Source organism: Serratia sp. EC4, assembly GCF_059652115.1.
On the sequence record NZ_JBNIDE010000008.1, the window covers coordinates 75036 to 92333 of the forward strand.

The 17298-nt window shown below is 61.4% G+C and carries 13 protein-coding genes; 3 read left to right on the top strand and 10 right to left on the bottom strand.

Going from position 1 to position 17298, the window contains the following annotated elements:
* Positions 1 to 163: 163 nt before the first annotated feature.
* The 3 genes from aaeB to aaeX are packed head-to-tail and all read right to left on the bottom strand — an operon-like array spanning position 164 to position 3277.
* Complete coding sequence (aaeB, locus tag ACP39K_RS19515; RefSeq protein WP_016930226.1) at positions 164 to 2131, bottom strand: p-hydroxybenzoic acid efflux pump subunit AaeB; 1968 nt, start codon at positions 2129 to 2131, stop codon at positions 164 to 166.
* Complete coding sequence (gene aaeA / locus ACP39K_RS19520) at positions 2131 to 3066, bottom strand: p-hydroxybenzoic acid efflux pump subunit AaeA (protein WP_028127537.1); 936 nt, start codon at positions 3064 to 3066, stop codon at positions 2131 to 2133. The genes aaeB and aaeA overlap by 1 nt, the downstream gene beginning before the upstream one ends.
* A 7-nt stretch (positions 3067 to 3073) precedes the next feature.
* Positions 3074 to 3277: a p-hydroxybenzoic acid efflux pump operon protein AaeX gene (gene aaeX / locus ACP39K_RS19525; RefSeq protein ID WP_004936952.1), complete on the bottom strand. Its 204-nt coding sequence runs from the start codon at positions 3275 to 3277 to the stop codon at positions 3074 to 3076.
* Positions 3278 to 3591: 314 nt separating this feature from the next.
* On the opposite strand from aaeX, the gene aaeR reads away from it, so the two are divergent.
* Positions 3592 to 4503: an HTH-type transcriptional activator AaeR gene (gene aaeR, locus ACP39K_RS19530; RefSeq protein WP_033639294.1), complete on the top strand. Its 912-nt coding sequence runs from the start codon at positions 3592 to 3594 to the stop codon at positions 4501 to 4503.
* Here aaeR and ACP39K_RS19535 read toward each other — a convergent pair.
* Positions 4494 to 4838 (bottom strand): hypothetical protein, encoded by a 345-nt coding sequence (locus tag ACP39K_RS19535; RefSeq protein WP_033639293.1) that lies wholly within the window; start codon positions 4836 to 4838, stop codon positions 4494 to 4496. The genes aaeR and ACP39K_RS19535 overlap by 10 nt on opposite strands.
* Entirely contained in the window at positions 4835 to 5110 is a 276-nt protein-coding gene (locus ACP39K_RS19540) for a zinc ribbon domain-containing protein (protein WP_016930230.1), read from the bottom strand. Before ACP39K_RS19540 ends, ACP39K_RS19535 begins: the two co-directional genes overlap by 4 nt.
* A gap of 207 nt (positions 5111 to 5317) precedes the next feature.
* Here ACP39K_RS19540 and uriH point away from each other — a divergent pair, with 207 nt between their 5' ends.
* Positions 5318 to 6259, top strand: a complete 942-nt coding sequence (gene uriH, locus ACP39K_RS19545; RefSeq protein WP_016930231.1) for a uridine-preferring nucleoside hydrolase UriH — start codon at positions 5318 to 5320, stop codon at positions 6257 to 6259.
* 691 nt (positions 6260 to 6950) lie between these two features.
* The gene (locus ACP39K_RS19550) at positions 6951 to 8633 is read left to right on the top strand and encodes a PglL family O-oligosaccharyltransferase (RefSeq protein ID WP_497008772.1); all 1683 of its coding nucleotides are present in this window, start codon (positions 6951 to 6953) and stop codon (positions 8631 to 8633) included.
* Between the two features lie 59 nt (positions 8634 to 8692).
* Here ACP39K_RS19550 and ACP39K_RS19555 read toward each other — a convergent pair whose 3' ends face one another.
* The 5 genes from ACP39K_RS19555 to rng form a co-directional block, all read right to left on the bottom strand.
* A complete protein-coding gene (locus ACP39K_RS19555; protein WP_033639291.1) occupies positions 8693 to 9457 on the bottom strand; it encodes a CDP-diacylglycerol diphosphatase in 765 nt (254 codons plus the stop codon).
* Positions 9458 to 9608: 151 nt separating this feature from the next.
* Entirely contained in the window at positions 9609 to 11054 is a 1446-nt protein-coding gene (tldD, locus tag ACP39K_RS19560) for a metalloprotease TldD (protein WP_048797193.1), read from the bottom strand.
* Between the two features lie 7 nt (positions 11055 to 11061).
* Complete coding sequence (gene nit1, locus ACP39K_RS19565) at positions 11062 to 11922, bottom strand: deaminated glutathione amidase (protein WP_033639289.1); 861 nt, start codon at positions 11920 to 11922, stop codon at positions 11062 to 11064.
* On the bottom strand, positions 11919 to 15722 hold the full coding sequence (gene yhdP, locus ACP39K_RS19570; RefSeq protein ID WP_033639288.1) for an AsmA2 domain-containing protein YhdP: 3804 nt from the start codon (positions 15720 to 15722) through the stop codon (positions 11919 to 11921). Before yhdP ends, nit1 begins: the two co-directional genes overlap by 4 nt.
* An 88-nt stretch (positions 15723 to 15810) precedes the next feature.
* The gene (gene rng, locus ACP39K_RS19575) at positions 15811 to 17280 is read right to left on the bottom strand and encodes a ribonuclease G (protein WP_016930237.1); all 1470 of its coding nucleotides are present in this window, start codon (positions 17278 to 17280) and stop codon (positions 15811 to 15813) included.
* Between the last annotated feature and the right edge of the window lie 18 nt (positions 17281 to 17298).

The following is a 17298-nucleotide window of genomic DNA, read 5'->3' on the forward strand; positions in this document are numbered from 1 at the left end:
GTTTCATCCATTCATGACAATGATGCCACTTTCCAGTCGTTCTGGCACTCGGAGTCTCTCTGAAAACAGGCCGCCTCACATGAGACGGCCCGCCATGTCAGGCACTGCTTTCAGTATAGTCAGGGAAGGCGCCGCACAACGCGGCGCAACAGGAGGGAACGCATCAATCGATCAAGGCGTGACGATAGCGATGCAGCATGTCGGCCAGGCGTTTCACCGGCCCGGTGACGCTGAGCGGCGCCTGATTGTCCACCAGCTTCTGCTGGTACTCGTTCATTTCACCCAGCAAGCGATCGTAGTAATAGGCGCGCTTGACGTCGTTCTTGGCGGAGACCACCCGATCGGCGGTGCTGCGGATCTGGCGGTGGAAGGCCGACAGCTCTTCGCTGACCGGAATCTCCGCCCGCTGCATGCGCTGGTGGGCAATGATCAGGTTCAACGCCAGACGATACTTGGCGATGTCGTTCGGGAACATCATCAGCAGTTGGTTAAGCTGCTGATACAGCGCAGGCAGATGGTTTTGCCGACGACGCGCCGCCTTGGTGGTCAGCGCCGACACCGCGCTGCTGACGAACTGGTTGAGCAACGTGCGCCCGGTGCGTTCACGCGAATTGTCGCGGATCAGCAGCAGCACCATCAGCCCAACGCAGCTGCCGAGGAACTGGCCCAGCGCCCCGTCGAGAAACTGGGTGACGTTGAACTCCATCGGGTTGCTCAGCACCAGAATGTTGATGGTCCCGGCCAGCAGCCCCAGCGAACCGAGCCGCCGCTTCTGCACCTCGATGCCGATGAAAAACGCCAGCAGGCCGAGGCTGAGACACAGCAGTAAAATGCTCTGCTGCGTCGCCGGCAGGATCACCATGAAGAACAGGGAACCGACCGGGATCGCCGCCAGCATGCCCAGCACGAAATCCATCGCCACCATGCGCGGCGCCGGGGTGCGCATCGCCAGCGAGGTGATCACCGCGATGATCACCATAAAACCGCTGCCGGACGTCCAGCCGGTCCACAGCCACAGCAGGCTGCCGAAGGCCGTCGCCACAAAGGTGCGCAGGCCGTTGATCATCGCGTGATGCCCTTCCGCCGAAGTCGGCTTGACCACGGTTTCGTTGCTCAACACCCCCTCTTCCACCGCGCTGATGCTGCAGTTGGCGTGCACGCCTTTCGACAGCAGCAGGTAGCGCGTCGCCGCGCCGACCCAACCGGTGATGGTCGGCAGCGTTTCCTCGGAACGATGCGTGGTCAGCACCTGGCGCAACAGCTTCATGCGCTTGTGGATCTCCTGTGGGGTTTCCGCCGGGACCATCAGCTGCTCCCGCAGGCTGTCTTTCAGTGCCTCCGGGTGATTCACCAAAATCAGATAGGTTTCGCAGGCCTGGGTGATCAGCGTCAGCGACAGCGTATGCAGCGCTTTTACCCGGCGGTTGACCTTCTGCCAGCGCGAGGACTCCATCATCAGATTGTTGCGCATGCCGTCCAGCGCCGTGGTGCTCTTCACCAGATTGCTCCAGGCGCGGTCGATATCCTCTTTGTCGGCGTTGCTGATGCACATCTGCATCAGGCGGTATTGAGCCACCAGCAGCTGATCCACCGCCCGATCGATGTCCTGTTTGATCGAACGCGGCGAGAACAACAGATCCGCCAACACGGCGCTGACGATCCCCAGCACGATCTCGCTGCAACGCTCGATGGCGAACTGCGGCGCTTCCAGCAGATGAGACTCGCTGGTGGCGACCGTCACGATGATGATCAGCGCGGTATACCCGGCCAGCCCCCAGGCATAGGAGTTCTCCACCTTGATGAGCGAAGAAAGCCAGGTGCAGAAACCGGCCCAGATGCAGCACAGCAGCAGCATCACCACCGGCGCGCGGGCGGTGGTGATGATAATGATCAGGCCGACGAAGCAGCCGATAAAGGTGCCGATGATACGCAGCCAGCCGCGGTGGCGGATGGCGCCGGAGAAGGGTTCGCCGCCGGCGGCAAAGGCCGGACCGGCGGCGACGATGGCGGCGGTCATCGCCGACCAGCGCGGGGTTTCCAGATTGAGATGGAAGCCGACGAACAGCGCAAACACAATCGCGAAGCTGAGTTTGAAGGCGAATCTCAGCCGGATAAAGGTTGGGCTGCTCATTAGCCGAACTCACGCAGCCGGTGCATCAGGCGCACAAAAGGCGAGCCGCTGTCGGCATTGCGATCGTTCTTGCCGACGATCACCACGGTGGCGGTGGTGCCGGCCGGGTACGGATGCTGTTGGTCCTTGGCGTCCAGCAGGATCTTCACCGGCACGCGCTGCGCCAGGCGCACCCACTCCAGGTTGCTGTCGATCGAGGCCAACCCTTTGTTGTTCACCGTGCTGCTGCTGTTGTTCACCGCCGCCGCCACGCTGTCGACGGTGCCGTGCATGATGCGGTTGCTGCCGAGCGGAGTGATCTCCGCGCGATCGCCCTTATTCAGGCCATTCAGCTTGGTTTCTTCCAGGTACGCCAGGATGTAGAAGGAATCTTTCTTCACCAGCGCCACCGCCACCGAGCCGCGGGTGATGTATTCGCCGGCATGGACATTGAGGTTGGTGATCCAGCCATCGGCCGGAGCCCGCACCGTGGTGCGTTCCAGATCCAGCTGCGCCAGCTCGCGCGCCGCCACGGCCTTCGCCAGCTGGTGCTGCACGGTCTGCAGCGAGTTGTTCGACTGGTCAATCTCTTCCTGCGACATCGCCTGCACGCCCAGCTTCACGCGGCGGCCGGCCTCGCGCCGTTTTTCCGCCGCCAACGCTTGATAGTAGGCGACATCGGCGCCGGCTTCCGCCAACGCCTGCTCATAACGCGGCCGATCGACCACGAACAGCACCTGGCCTTTCTTCACCAGTTGGTTATCCACCACCGGCACGTCGGTCAGCAGGCCGCTGACGTCCGGCGCGATCGCCACCACATCGGCGGTAAACTTGGCATCACGCGTCCACGGCGACTCGGTGTAGAACACCCAGGCCTTGAATATCGCGGCGATGCCCAACAGCACAAGAATCAAAGTGATCGCGATTCGGGTTATTTTTATCGAAAAATTTTTCACAGCGACCTCAAACAAAAAGACATGAAATCAGATAAAACAAGCAGCAATACAGCGCAGTGTTAAACAGCGCCGGATGCCAGACAAAATCGTAAATCCCCGTCGGCTGCAGCAGGCGGCGCAAGAGAAAAAACAGCGCCAGCGACACCAGCAGCTCGAAAAACACCGGCGGAAACGACAGTCCGAAGATGACCATAACCGGAAGCAAACTCATCACTTTTTCCTTATTGTTCACTGCGCCGGGGAAAGACACATCTCGCCATTCACATTCTCTTTACATTTTAGCGTGCGCGCGCCACAAATCTTGACCAGACAGCTTGTCCAGGTCACGAACCCGAAAAAAGGTTAAACTTTGGGGCAGACGTCCACGACAGGGATTGCGAGGGTGCCGGAGGAGCGGCAGGATTACGTCGCCGATCGCTCTCGCACGTTGGTAAGGTCTATTCACCCGACCACGTTATATTAGCCTGCTTACTATCAAGGCATCAACAATCTGTGATCTAAATCACTTTTAAGCCAGAGTGAATAATGGAAAGATTAAAACGGATGTCGGTATTCGCCAAAGTGGTTGAGTTCGGGTCGTTTACCGCGGCCGCGCGCCAACTCGGCATGAGCGTTTCATCGATCAGCCAAACCGTCTCGAAACTGGAAAATGAGCTGCAGGTCAAGCTGTTGAACCGCAGCACGCGCAGCATCGGCCTGACCGAGGCTGGCAAAATCTACTATCAGGGCTGCCGACGCATGCTGCAGGAAGTCAGCGAAGTGCATGAACAGCTGTATGCGTTTAACAATACGCCCGCCGGCACGCTGCGCATCGGCAGCTCATCCACCATGGCGCAAAACGTGCTGGCGAACATGACCGCCGAGATGATGAAAGAGTACCCGGGCCTGACGGTCAACCTGGTAACCGGCATTCCGGCGCCGGATCTGATCACCGACGGGCTGGATCTGGTGATCCGCACAGGAGCGCTGCAGGACTCCAGCCTGTTCTCTCGCCGCCTGGGGCAGATGCCGATGGTGGTGTGCGCCGCCAAAAGCTACCTGATCCAGCACGGCACGCCGCAGAAGCCGAGCGACATGGTCAACTTCTCCTGGCTGGAGTACAGCGTGCGGCCCGACAGCGAATTCGAACTGATGTCGCCGGAAGGCATCACCACGCGCATTTCCCCGCAGGGGCGCTTCGTCACCAACGACTCCTCCACCATGATCCGTTGGCTGAAAAACGGCGCCGGCATCGCCTACGCCCCGCTGATGTGGGTGATCGAAGAGATCAAACGCGGCGAGATCGAGATCCTGTTCAAAAGCTACCATTCGGATCCACGGCCGATCTACGCGCTCTATACCGAGAAGGACAAACTGCCGCTGAAGGTGCAGGTGTGCATCAATTATTTAACCGACTATTTCGAACGCGTAGCGGCGGTCTATCAGGGCTATCGCTGAGCAGCGCTCAAATAGCGTCGCGCCAGCGCGGCCAGCAGCGTCAGCGCCACCATGCCGAAGCCCCACAGCAGCCAGATGGCGTAGCCCGCCCAGGTCAGCAGCGCAGGAAAATAGCTCGCCAGCCCGCTGCCCAGCTGTTTCAGCCACGGCAGCCAGGCGTCCAGCACCGCCTGCGGCACCAGGCTCAGCGCACCGTTCACCGGCAACGATGCATTCCCGGCTGCCTCCGCCAACGCCGGGAGCCAGGCCAGCACCCCGGCTACGCCCCAGGCCAGCAGCGTCCATAGCGCCATGGCGCCCAGCAGCAGCGCGAGTGTCCAACCGCCCCGGTTCACGGCACACCGCCGCCGCACTGCGGACAAAAGCGGCTACCCGACGGCAACGGCGCGGCGCACTGGCCGCAGGTGGCGCTCACCGCGGCAAACGGCTGACCGCAGCGGTGGCAATAACGCGCGCCCGATTTATTCACAGCCCGGCATTCCGGGCACAGCGGCCCCGGCTCGCCATGCTGATTATAGCGGTTGCCATGATGCCCGCCGCCGTGGCCCGCGCGCTGATGACCGCCGTTAATACCGCCTTGCCCCAACAACCGTTTCAGTAAGCTCATCCCGCCTCTCCTCTGTGCATTGACGCTGAACCTCACTGTAAACCCTGGAGTAAACTCCAGGGTAAAGCCCGGCGAGCAGGATTTACGTTTCATTACATCGTAAAAGTGGCAAGGCTTTGATGCCGTTAACAAAAGCACCATCGGCATTATCCCACGCCGCCGCGCTGCGTTATGCTGCGGAAACCTCTCCCTGCATCAGGAATAACCATGAAAAAAATCATACTGGACTGTGACCCGGGGCATGACGACGCCATCGCTCTGTTGCTGGCCTGGGGCAATCCGCAGATCGACCTGCTGGCGGTCACCACCGTGGTGGGTAACCAGACGCTGGACAAAGTGACGCGCAACGCCCTGGCGGTGGCCCGCATCGCCAATATCACCGGCGTCCCCTTCGCCGCCGGCTGCCCGCGCCCGCTGGTGCGCAATATCGAAGTGGCGCCCGACATTCACGGCGACTCAGGCCTCGATGGCCCGGTGCTGCCGGCACCCCACCTGCAGTTGGACTCACGCCATGCGGTAGACCTGATCATCGAGACCGTGATGGCCCACCCGCCGGGCAGCGTGACGCTGGTGCCGACCGGCGGCCTGACCAATATCGCCATGGCGGTGCGTAAAGAGCCGCGCATTGCCGAACGGGTCAAGGAAGTGGTGCTGATGGGCGGCGGCTATCATGTGGGCAACTGGAGCGCGGTGGCGGAGTTCAATATCAAAATCGATCCCGAGGCGGCGCACATCGTGTTCAACGAAAAATGGCCGCTCACCATGGTCGGGCTGGATCTCACCCATCAGGCGCTGGCCACGCCGGCAGTCTGCGAACGCATCGCCGCCCTCGGCACCCGGCCGGCCGCCTTCGTCGGCGAACTGCTGGCATTCTTTGGCCGTATGTACCAACAGGCGCAAGGCTTCAGCGCCCCGCCGGTACACGATCCTTGCGCGGTGGCCTACGTGATCGACCCGAGCGTCATGACGGTGCGCAAAGCGCCGGTGGATATCGAACTGACCGGCACCCTGACGTTGGGCATGACGGTCACGGACTTCCGCGCGCCGCCGCCGCCGGACTGCCACACCCAGGTCGCGGTCAAACTGGATCAGGATAAATTCTGGGATCTGGTGGTGGATGCGCTAAAGCGGATCGGTGAGGTGGAGTAAGCGGACGGGAGACAAGACTAACGCGCTTGGGCAGGCGCGTTAGTCTGTATTCTGCCGCGGCAACGGGGAGGCTCAAGACATAACGTCTTTATTTCCAATTCAGCAGAACAATCCTAACAATAAATCATTTTATAAAAACCCAAATAAAAAGATAGAGACAAGAAGAATCTTAATAAAAATAAAACCATGAAAATCACTTTTAATTTAAAAATCAGCAATAGGAAACGATGAAATAAACCTCCTCCGTCACGCCGCCGCTGACGAAACAAATTAAACAAGCAGATACCTATTTTATTCTTCACATTACCTGCCGATATAGGCCATTGCCGGGATGCCTCACGATATTCACACACGCCAACACAAAGACCAACCAACTGATTTTAATAAATAAAAACAATAGTTAGATTAAAAATTGACTGAATCGCAATAGATTTGAGAAAATAGCGCGTCTGTTTTTGAAAAAACAAAAATGCTTTTTGCGGGTGAAAAATACGGCTTAACCTTTCTTTAGGCGCACAGCCTCACGCATTCTCAGGGCAAATATTATTTATCGCTTCACCATGAAGACGACTTAAATTTCCGTAAGACATTTTCGAATTGAACATTACACACATTTCAACATCAGGATAAAGGATAGGGAATAATCAAAACATGCATTCAATAAACGCTATCAGGCCTTGGCAGGTTAACCATGGCCGATAAATCTCCCGCTAACGCAGCGACCATCGCCGTGCTGCCCCTGCTGCTGATCTGGATGACGGCGCTCCTGCCGATCTATCATCCCAATATGGGCGGCGACGGTCTGGCGTTGCCGCAAAACATTCAGGCCTGGGGCGTCATGGCGCTCACTACGCTGATCGTGACGTTTACCGTTTGCCTGGGTCGCATCCGCCTTTCGCTTACCCCCACCGCCCGGCTATTGCTGCTCGGCATCGCCGTGCTGGCGCTGCCGCTGCTGTATACCCGCCCCGAGTGGCGCGAAGACGCCCTGTGGCGCTGCGCCGGCCTGCTCGGCGGTTGGCTGTTCTATGTCGCCTGCCTGCAGCTGCGCCTAACCCCCAGGCAGCGCAACCTATTGCTGTACGGTCTGCTGTTCGCCGCTGGCGTTCAGGCGCTGCTGGCGGCTCTGCAACTGTTCGCCCCCGCGCTGGCGTGGGTATCCCCTTACGGAAGCCGGGTCTACGGCGTCTTTCAGCAACCGAACGTGCTGGGCAGCTTTATCGCCACCGGGCTGGCTTTGGCGCTCTGGCTGCTGCTTGCTCCCCTCTCTGCGCCGATGCGGCGGCGGCAAATCCCGCTGCTCGCGCTGCTGGCCGTTTTCTCCGCCCTGCTGGTGCTGATCCAGTCGCGCGCCGCCTGGCTCGGCGGCGCCTTGGCGGCGGCATTGCTGCTGTGGCGTTTTGCCCGCCAGCGCCCGGCCGCAAGCCGCAGGGCCGGCGGCGCGCTGCTGTTGGGTATGGCGATCGGCCTCACGGTGCTGTTCACCGGTTTCGGTCTGGAGGGTCACACCGGCCTGATCGGTCGGGGGCTATCCAACAGCGCGCGTCTGACCATGCTGCACGACGTCGGCGCCATGATCCTGGCCAAGCCGCTGCTGGGCTGGGGTTACGGCGGTTTTGAATACGGCTTCGCGCACTTCCGCCTGCAGGAAATGCCCTGGCGAGAAGTGCTGGAAGTCGCCGGGCATCCGCACAATGAAATCCTGCTGTGGTGGGTTGAGGGTGGTCTGCCGGCGCTGGCGGGTATCATGATCGTCCTCGCCGCCGGCGCGCTGCTGCTGAAATGCGCCTGGCAACGGGATCGCGCGCAGCGGGACGGCGCGCGCGTCGGGCTGTTCCTGGTGCTGCTGCCAATGCTGGTGCATACCCAGCTGGAATACCCTTTCTATCTGTCTGCGCCGCACTGGCTGGCGTTTCTGTTGCTGCTGGCGTTGCTGGACGGCCAAACCGGCGAGCCCCGCCCGCTGCCGTTCGCCAAAGCCCTGAGCCTGCCGGTGGCGATGGCGGCGGTCGGCGTGCTGGCGATGGCGGTCTTCGCCTGGCAAGGGCGCATCGCGCTCACTCAGTCGGAACGCACTATGCTGGCCAACATCGACAGCATCGAGCAGATGCCGCCGCCAGCCGCCTGGATCTACCGGGAGCGCAAAACGTTCGACGAGCAATCTCACGCGCTGCTGGTCTATAACCAGACACGTGATGATGCCCTGTTGACCGGCTATCGGCAGTGGGCCAATGCCTATCTGCAGCGCCGTATCGACGCCAACGTCTACGCCACGCTGATCATGATCTTGCGCTATCAGGGGGCCCAGGCGGAAGCCGACGCTCGCCTGCGGGAAGCCGCTTTCCTGTTTACGCGGGATGCGCGGTTTAGGTAGGGACAACAAGGTGAGAGCGATGCCTCGTCGCTCTCACCTGCGTCATTTATGTAGCACAATTAACGCGGCAAAATCGCGCACTCTTTATCCAGCAGCGATTCTACCGACGCGCGATTGCCGACGTCCCAGCCGCGCTTCGAGGCCAGCAAAATAAACCCTTGCCGGCCGGCAAACGTCGTCGGAACGACGACCACGCCATATTCCGCCAGCTGCGGCGGCGACAGATGGAAATAATCCGCCAAATCCTTAATCGGGTAGATGCCCATCACGGCTGGCTGCATCACGCGGCGAGCATAATAGGTGTGGCGTAACAACTTATCCGGCAAAGGCCGCCATTGCTCCTGTATGTAGGGGCGTTCCGCCTGCAATTGGCGCCGCACATCTTCGCGCAGACAGGTCAGGTGAATATGCAATTGGTTCTGGCTGCGGCCATAAGCGGAGTTGATCGCCATGCCCAACATATCATCCGGCACCGGCCCGCCATACTCAGCGGCCAGCCGGTAACGCATCAGCCATGCATAGCCAAAATAGTCCGTCCGTTCCCCGGCCAGCAGCTGCGGGCTTTCGATGCCGGAGAGCGGCGCCGTCGGCACCAGGATGAAGTGATAGGGATAACGCGGGTTTTGCAGCACGCTGAAGCCCTGCGCTTTCCCCTGCGGCATATAAATCTGCTCACACGGGGCCGGATCGCGCTTTTGCTGATAGTTGGCCATGCAGAGCTTATCGACCACGCCCCACAACGCATCGGAACGGGCGCACCCCGTCAGAGAGAGAACCCCCAGCACCAGCAGCCAATGCCGGGCGGATAAAGCCAGGCGCGTCATTCTCGTAGTGATCTGTTTTTTCGCCACGTCAATTTTATTCCATTATGTCGTGCAGGCTACGGCGTCCTGCCGCGCTTAGCGTTACGAATGCGAGAAAGGCCGCAAAATGGAGAATGGTTGAGGGGCCAACGCGCGGCCCCTTGAGGAAAGATTACGCCGTGCCGCCGACGGTCAACGTATCCAGTTTCAGCGTCGGTTGGCCGACGCCTACCGGCACGCTCTGGCCTTCCTTGCCGCACACGCCCACGCCTTTATCGAGCGCCAGATCGTTGCCGACCATCGAGATCTGCTGCATCGCCTCAATGCCGGAGCCGATCAGCGTCGCCCCTTTCACCGGCTTGGTGATACGGCCCTTTTCGATCAGGTAGGCTTCGGTGGTGGAGAACACGAACTTGCCGGAGGTGATGTCCACCTGGCCGCCGCCAAAGTTCGGCGCGTACAGACCGTACTCGACGCTGGCGATGATCTCTTCCGGCGTCGATTGGCCCGCCAGCATGTAGGTGTTGGTCATGCGCGGCATCGGCAGATGCGCGTAGGACTCGCGGCGGCCGTTGCCGGTCGGGGCGACGCCCATCAGCCGCGCGTTGAGCTTGTCCTGCATGTAACCTCTCAATACGCCGTTTTCAATCAGCACGTTGTACTGGCCCGGCACGCCTTCGTCGTCGATCGCCAACGAGCCGCGGCGCCCGTGCAGAGTGCCGTCATCCACCACGGTGCACAGTTCGGACGCCACCCGCTCGCCCATATGGCCGCTGAACACCGAGGTGCCGCGTCGGTTGAAGTCGCCTTCCAGGCCGTGGCCCACCGCCTCATGCAGCAGCACGCCCGGCCAGCCGGCGCCCAACACTACCGGCATATTGCCGGCCGGCGCCGCCACCGCGCCAAGATTAACCAGCGCCATGCGCACCGCTTCTTTGGCGTAGGCATCGGCGCGCACGTCGCCGTCGACGGTTTCCAGGAAATAGTCGTAACCGAAACGACCGCCGCCGCCGCTGGAGCCGCGCTCACGCTTGCCGTCCTGCTCCACCAGCACGCTGACGGAGAGGCGCACCAGCGGGCGAACATCCGCCGCCAGCGTGCCGTCGGTGGCGGCCACCAACACCTGCTCGTAAACGCCGGTAATGCTGGCGTTCACTTCCTGCACTCGCGCATCGGCGGCGCGCGCCACCTTGTCGACGCGGTGCAGCAGGGCGATTTTCTCTTCGCGCGGCAGACTTTGCAGCGGATCGAGCAGCGGATACAGCGCCCGGTAACCGATCTCACCCAGGGTATGCGCCCGCCCGTCGCCCTGCTCACGCACGATGCTGCGCGCCGCCTGGGCGCTCTGCTGCAGCGCATTCAGGGTGATCTGATCGGCATAGGCGAAGCCGGTCTTCTCACCGCTGACGGCGCGCACGCCGACGCCCTGGTCGATATTGTAAGAGCCATCCTTGATGATGCCGTCCTCGATCACCCAGGCTTCGTGATAGCTGGACTGGAAATAGAGATCGGCGTAGTCGATACGGCGTTCTGCCAGTTGACCCAGTACCCTGTACAGGTCTTGATGACTCAGCTTGTTGGTAGCGAGTAACTGCTCACTGACAAACGTCAGGCTCATAATGGTTTCACTCTTGATTGGAGGATAGCTTGTCAGACGGCGCCGTCAGCGACGTCTGGAATCGGTTGTGCTGCAGCACCGGCATCTGCGCACGAATATTTTTCAGGCTTGCGGCGTCCACACGCACCTTCAGTGCCGCCACGGCGTCCGCGTTCTCGGCCAGCACCTTGCCCCAGCCGTCGACAGCCATCGAGTGGCCCCAGGTGCGGCGGGTCGGCCCGTGGCGCCCCACCTGCGCCGGCGCCAGGATCATGCACTGGTTTTCGATCGCCCGGGCGCGCAGCAGGATTTCCCAATGCGCCTCGCCGGTCACCCGGGTAAAGGCCGCCGGCACCGAAATCAGTTCGGCGCCCTGCGCCCGCAGCGCCTGGAACAGCGCAGGGAAGCGCAGATCGTAACATATGGTCATGCCCAAACGCCCGACCGGCGTATCCACCACCGTCAGGTGCTGCCCGTGCTGGTAGGTATCCGACTCGCGGTAATGGCCGTGCGCATCGTTGATGTCCACATCGAACATGTGCAGCTTGTCGTAGCGGGCGCGGATCTCGCCCTGCTCGTCGAACAACAGGCTGCTGGTGGTGATAAGTTCCGGGTTTTCACGGCTGATCAAGGGCATCGAGCCCACCAGCAACCACACGCCATAGCGGCGCGCCAGCTCGCGCACCGCGTTCTGCAGCGGGCCATCGCCCTGTTTTTCCGCCTGTTGGCGGTAGGCCGCGGAGTTGGCGAACAGCAGCGCGTTCTCCGGCGTCATGACCAGTTTTACCCCGGCATTGAGCTGCTTGATCTGCTGTTCAATCTGGGCCAGGTTATCGCGCACCTGATCGCCACTGCACAACTGCAACAACGCAACGTTAGCATTCCTCATGACGCCTTATCCTCCTTTGCCTTACGAAGTACCTCATTGATCTTCGGCTGGTCGAGATCGCCGCCGATATGGTAGCGAATCAGCGAAATCTTGCTCCACAGCGGCCCCAGCACCTGCGAGGCGGCAAATACCGCCGCGCCGACGATCGGGTTGACGACAAACGCTGTGGCCACGCCGACGGTCGCCGAAATCGCCGGCGCCACCACCGCCTCCATATCGATGCGGCGGCGCGCCAGATCGATCTGGCCGCTCATGGCGATGTCCGCCGCCAGGCCGTCGATCAATAGATTATCAGTATGCATTATGCCATCTTTCAGCCAGGCGGTGCTGCGGATGGAATCAAAGTAGAAACCTTTGCCGAAGGTATCGCTGAAATCAAACTGCAGCTTGCGCAGCAGGGCGTCGAAGCTGACCAGCCGCAGCAGCTGGCCGGCGCGGCCGCCGCCCATGCTGTCGATCTCGCCCTTGCCCATCTTGACCTGCAGCGCGCCGCTCAACGTATTCACCTGCGGCTGCCACGGCGCGCCGTGCCAGTACAGATCGAAGTCCACGTCGTAAGGCGCCCCTTTCAGCGGGATAGTGATGCCGAAGAAGGCGGCGGTTTCATCGATCTTGCCGCCGAGCAGTTTGCCTTTCAGCGAGCTGCGCTCTTCCTGCGCATTTTGTTTCCACAGGCCGGTGGCGCTCATGCGCCCTTTGCCGGTGTCGACCAGGCCGTGATCCAGCGTCAGGGTATCTCCCCGATTGGTCAGATCCGCCTCGACCCTGCCGAGGTTCTGCCCCAGCACCCAGCACGACTTGCAGCGCAGCATCAGCGAAGGCCAGTCGCGGAAAGAAAGTTTCTCGGTCGACGGCGCCGCCGCGCCCGCCGCGTTTTTCGTCTCAGCGAACTGTGGGTTGTAATACAGGTAGTTGATATCGGCGCGCCACGGCCCGCGATCGGCCACCCGCAGGCTGCCGTCCACTTCGTCGCTCTTGGCGCTCACCAGGGTAGCGCCAAGCTGTTTTTCGGCCGACAGCGTCAGCTTATGCCAGGCCTGGCCGCCCAACAGCAGCTGCGGCGTGGTCAGCGCCACGGTGGTGGGGAAGCTGAAACCGCCCACCTGACCGCTGCCGCCGCCCTGTTTCAGCGCCGGCGCCAGCAGCGCCAGCCATTGCTCGCCGTCCAGCGCCGGCAGGTTCAGCGTCATCGATTTGCCGGCCGGCAGCGGCGGGGTGCCGCCACCGTTGGTTTGCCAGGCGGCGCGCGCCAGATTCACCTGTTTCTTGTCGAAGTTCCATTCACTGTTGAAGCGGTTCTGCTTGCCCGCGCTGCCGGTCAACATGAAGCCGTTCAAACCGCCTTTGACCTTGACGTTCACCGGCAGCGCTTCGCCCGGCGCCTTGTCCAGCGGTGAAGGTAAGTGACTGCTCACTTTCTTCAGGTCTGCGTCAAGGCCGATATCGTAGCTGGCCGAACCTTGGTGCGGCAGCGTGATGGCCACCTGGCTCTGCCAGGGCGCGCTGCCGCTGAGCGCATCGGCGGCCTCTTTCGGCAGGCCGGGGAACTTGCCCGGCTGCCAGTCTCCTTTCAGGCCGACGTTGACCTTGTAGTCACGCTCGCCTTCCTGCGTAGTGAAGTTGACCGCCACCGGTTGCCCGAACCAGTTGGCCGACAGGGTGTCGCTCTCCAGATTGCCATTGTCGAAGCGGAACTTGCCGCTGAGCTTCTGCAGCTCGCTTTCCAGCGGTTTTATCAGCAACGAATTGTTGTTCAGCGCCACTTCGCCGGTGGCTCTGACCTGCTCGCCGTCCAGGGGGATATCAAGATGTAAGCGCCCACTGACATCACCGCCAATCTGCAGCTGCTCCAGCGCCGCCCCCAGCGAATCGTGCAACGGTGTCTGCATGAAGTAATCATGTACGTCGCTGCCCGCCCCCGCGACATCGGCGTCGATCAGCAACCGCTCTTTCAGGTAATCCGGGATCACCGCGCTGATATTTTTGCCCGCCACCTTGCCCAACCGGGTTTGCGGCGCATGCATCCACAATCCCTCGTTGGCGAAATCGAGATCGATCGCCAAATCGGTCAGCGCCGGCCAGCCCGGTTGGAACTGGAAGGTGGCGTGACGCAGCGGCACGAAGACTTCGAACTGCCCTTCGTTTTTGCGGTACGGGAAATGCTGCGGATCGCCGGAATAAATCAGCGTGGCGTTATCCACCTGGCCGCCCTGAATGGCGCCGCCCAGGTAGTCCACCAGATGCTTGCCCATCAACGGCTCCGGGAAATAGCGCCAGGCGTCGGCGCCGTCATACAGGCGGATGCCCGCCAGAATGTTCAGCCACGGCTCGCCCTTGGCCGGCTGCTGATAACGGAAATCACCGTTGACCCACAGCGACTTCGCCTTGACGTCCAGCCCCTGGCTCGCCAGCTCCCAACCTTGGTCGTTGTAACGCCAGGTCAGCGCGCCGCGCGCGCTGCTGATTTCAAGCGGCGCGCGGAACATGTCGCCGTAAGGCAGGGTGCTGTCAGTGAGCCCCAGCGTCAGGCGGCCGTTCTCCACCCCGCCGCTCAACGCGCCGGAGAAGTGGTTGACGCCCGGCAGCAGTTCCCAACGCTGCCAGCTGACATCGCGCCACAGCGCCTGAAAACGGCTCTTTTCCGGCTGCTTGAGCGGGATGTCCAGCGCCAGCGCTGCCACCTGCCCCTGCGGCTGCAGATCGTTCCAGCGCTCGAGCGCGTCCGGACTGAGGAACGAGAAGGTCGGCAGCAGCGCCGACAGGCGCTCCAGTTGAAGGTGAGTCGCGCGCACCCGCAGCTCTTCATTCTGCGCCGGCCCCATGAATTCGGTGTTTTCCGGCAGCCACAGCGCGGAAAGCGCGCCCTGCGGCCAGGCCTGGCCGTCGGTGCTCAACCGCAGCTGCGGCACGTCGAGCTGCCAACCGGTGCCCTGGCGGCGCAACGACAGCGCCAGATTGTCCACGTCCAGCCGGTGCTGCGCGGCGCCGGTATTCCAGTTGGCCGCCCCCTGCTTGAGCAACGCATGGCCGCCGGCGATTTCGCCGTTCTGCACCTGCAGCCAGGCCGCCAGGCTGAAGTCGGCGCTTTCCAGCCCGGTATTGGCGCGCAGCCAGCGGGTAAACCAGGGTTTCATGTCGATGTTATCGGCCTGCAGATAGACCGTGCCGGTGTCCAGCAGGCCCTGATTATCGCGCAGGTCCATGCGCAGCTGCACCACGCCGTGTTGGCCGTTCAGCGTCGACAGGCTGATCTGCCCCTCGGCGCGATGGCGATCGCGGCCGTTGAGCCAGGTCAGTTGGGGAATGTCGAATTCGGCGCGCGCGCCGGCAGGTGTCAGGAACGAGATACGGCTGTCGCGCAGATCGAAATGGTCGAGCTGGCGCAGCATCAGATCGCTGATTTTACCGGGCTCAAGGCCGTCGCCCTCACGATCGCCGCCCAGCGTGGCGTTCAGATCGAGGCGGAATTGATAGAAGGTCAGATCGCGGAACTGCCAGCGCCAATGCAGCAGCGATTGCCACACGTCCAGCGCCAGCGTCACGCGTTCGATATGCACATCGCTTTTGGGCAGCGTAACGCTCAGGTTGCGCACTTCAAGCTGTGGGCCGAAGGTTTCCCAACTGCCCTGCAGGAAATCCATCTGCACAGGCACACCGGATAGCTTCTCCACCTGCGCCAGCAGTTGGGGACGATAGTCGTTCAGCTTCGGCAGCATCAGGCGCAGCCCGCTGATCAGCAGCGCCACAATCACGATTAGGGTGGCGCCTGTTGCTAACAGAATCCCAGGCAGTCGCCTCACGCAGTTCTCCTTGCTCCGCTGCCTGGCAACGGGAATATCTATGCACTGACGGGCCCGGCATGCCGGGCCCCTACCGATGTCGGGCGGGCTACATCATGACGACGTCGAACTGCTCCTGGCTGTACAACGGTTCGATCTGCACCTTCACCTGTTTGCCGACGAAGATCTCCACTTCGGCCAGCGCATGCGACTCTTCGCTCTTCAGCGCTTCGCCGACCGCCGCGGAGGCGTACACCAGGAAGCGATCGGAATCGTAAGCATGGTGCACGCGCACAATCTCGCGCAGGATCTCGTAGCACACGGTTTCCACCGTTTTCACGGTGCCGCGCCCATTGCAAGTAGGACAATCGTGACAGAGCACATGTTCAATGCTTTCACGCGTGCGTTTACGCGTCATTTCAACTAAGCCTAGCTGAGAGAAGCCGTTGATCGTGGTTTTTACCCGATCTTTACTCAACGCCTGCTCCAGCGAGTGCAGCACCCGGCGGCGATGCTCTTCGTTGTTCATATCGATAAAGTCGATGATGATGATGCCGCCCAGGTTGCGCAGCCGCAGCTGGCGCGCGATGGCCTGCGTCGCCTCGATGTTGGTATTGAAAATGGTTTCGTCGAGGTTGCGGTGGCCGACGAAGGCGCCGGTGTTGATGTCAACCGTGGTCATCGCCTCGGTCTGATCGATGATCAGATAGCCGCCGGACTTCAGCTCCACCTTGCGCTCCAGCGCGCGCTGGATCTCGTTTTCCACATCGTACAGATCGAAAATCGGCTGGCTGCCGGTATAGAGCTCGAGCTTGTTGGTGATGTCCGGAATGTACTCGCCGGTGAACTCCACCAGCAGATCGTGCGTCAGCCGCGAATCGACGCGAATGCGATCCAGCGCCGCGCCGGCGAAATCGCGCAAAATGCGCTGCGCCAACGCCAGCTCGCCGTACAGCTTGTATTTGGTCTGGTTGCGCTTCTTGCGCTCCATCACCTTGGTCCACAGGCGTTTGAGGAATGCGGCGTCCTGCGCCAGCTCTTCCTCGCCGATGCCTTCCGCCGCGGTGCGGATGATAAAACCGCCCAGCTCGTCGCAGTGCGGCGCCACGATCGCCTTCAGGCGCTCGCGCTCGGCTTCGCTTTCGATGCGCTGCGACACGCCGACGTGCGCCGCGCCCGGCATGAAGACCAGATAACGCGAAGGCAGCGTGATATCGGTGGTCAGACGCGCGCCCTTGGTGCCAAGCGGATCTTTCACCACCTGCACCATCAGGTCTTGCCCCTGGCGCACCAGCTCGGCGATGTCGCGCACGTGGAAGTTTTTCCGCTCGTCGCCGGCGACGCATTCGGTATGCGGCATGATGTCGGAGGCGTGCAGGAAGGCGGCCTTGTCCAGGCCGATGTCGACGAACGCCGCCTGCATGCCCGGCAGGACGCGGCTGACGCGCCCTTTATAAATATTGCCGACGATGCCGCGTTTGGATTCGCGTTCGATATGGATCTCTTGCAGAATGCCGCCATCGATATAGGCGACCCGCGTTTCAGACGGTGTGATATTAACCAGTAGCTCAGCTGTCATGCCTTCTCCTCAGAGCCG

Coding starts and splice junctions, on each gene's coding strand:
- uriH (WP_016930231.1), top strand. CDS start 5,318: ATGAAAAAAATCATACTGGACTGTGACCCGGGGCATGACGACGCCATC.
- nit1 (WP_033639289.1), bottom strand. CDS start 11,922: ATGAGGAATGCTAACGTTGCGTTGTTGCAGTTGTGCAGTGGCGATCAG.
- rng (WP_016930237.1), bottom strand. CDS start 17,280: ATGACAGCTGAGCTACTGGTTAATATCACACCGTCTGAAACGCGGGTC.
- ACP39K_RS19540 (WP_016930230.1), bottom strand. CDS start 5,110: ATGAGCTTACTGAAACGGTTGTTGGGGCAAGGCGGTATTAACGGCGGT.
- aaeX (WP_004936952.1), bottom strand. CDS start 3,277: ATGAGTTTGCTTCCGGTTATGGTCATCTTCGGACTGTCGTTTCCGCCG.
- tldD (WP_048797193.1), bottom strand. CDS start 11,054: ATGAGCCTGACGTTTGTCAGTGAGCAGTTACTCGCTACCAACAAGCTG.
- aaeR (WP_033639294.1), top strand. CDS start 3,592: ATGGAAAGATTAAAACGGATGTCGGTATTCGCCAAAGTGGTTGAGTTC.
- aaeB (WP_016930226.1), bottom strand. CDS start 2,131: ATGAGCAGCCCAACCTTTATCCGGCTGAGATTCGCCTTCAAACTCAGC.
- ACP39K_RS19550 (WP_497008772.1), top strand. CDS start 6,951: ATGGCCGATAAATCTCCCGCTAACGCAGCGACCATCGCCGTGCTGCCC.
- ACP39K_RS19555 (WP_033639291.1), bottom strand. CDS start 9,457: ATGACGCGCCTGGCTTTATCCGCCCGGCATTGGCTGCTGGTGCTGGGG.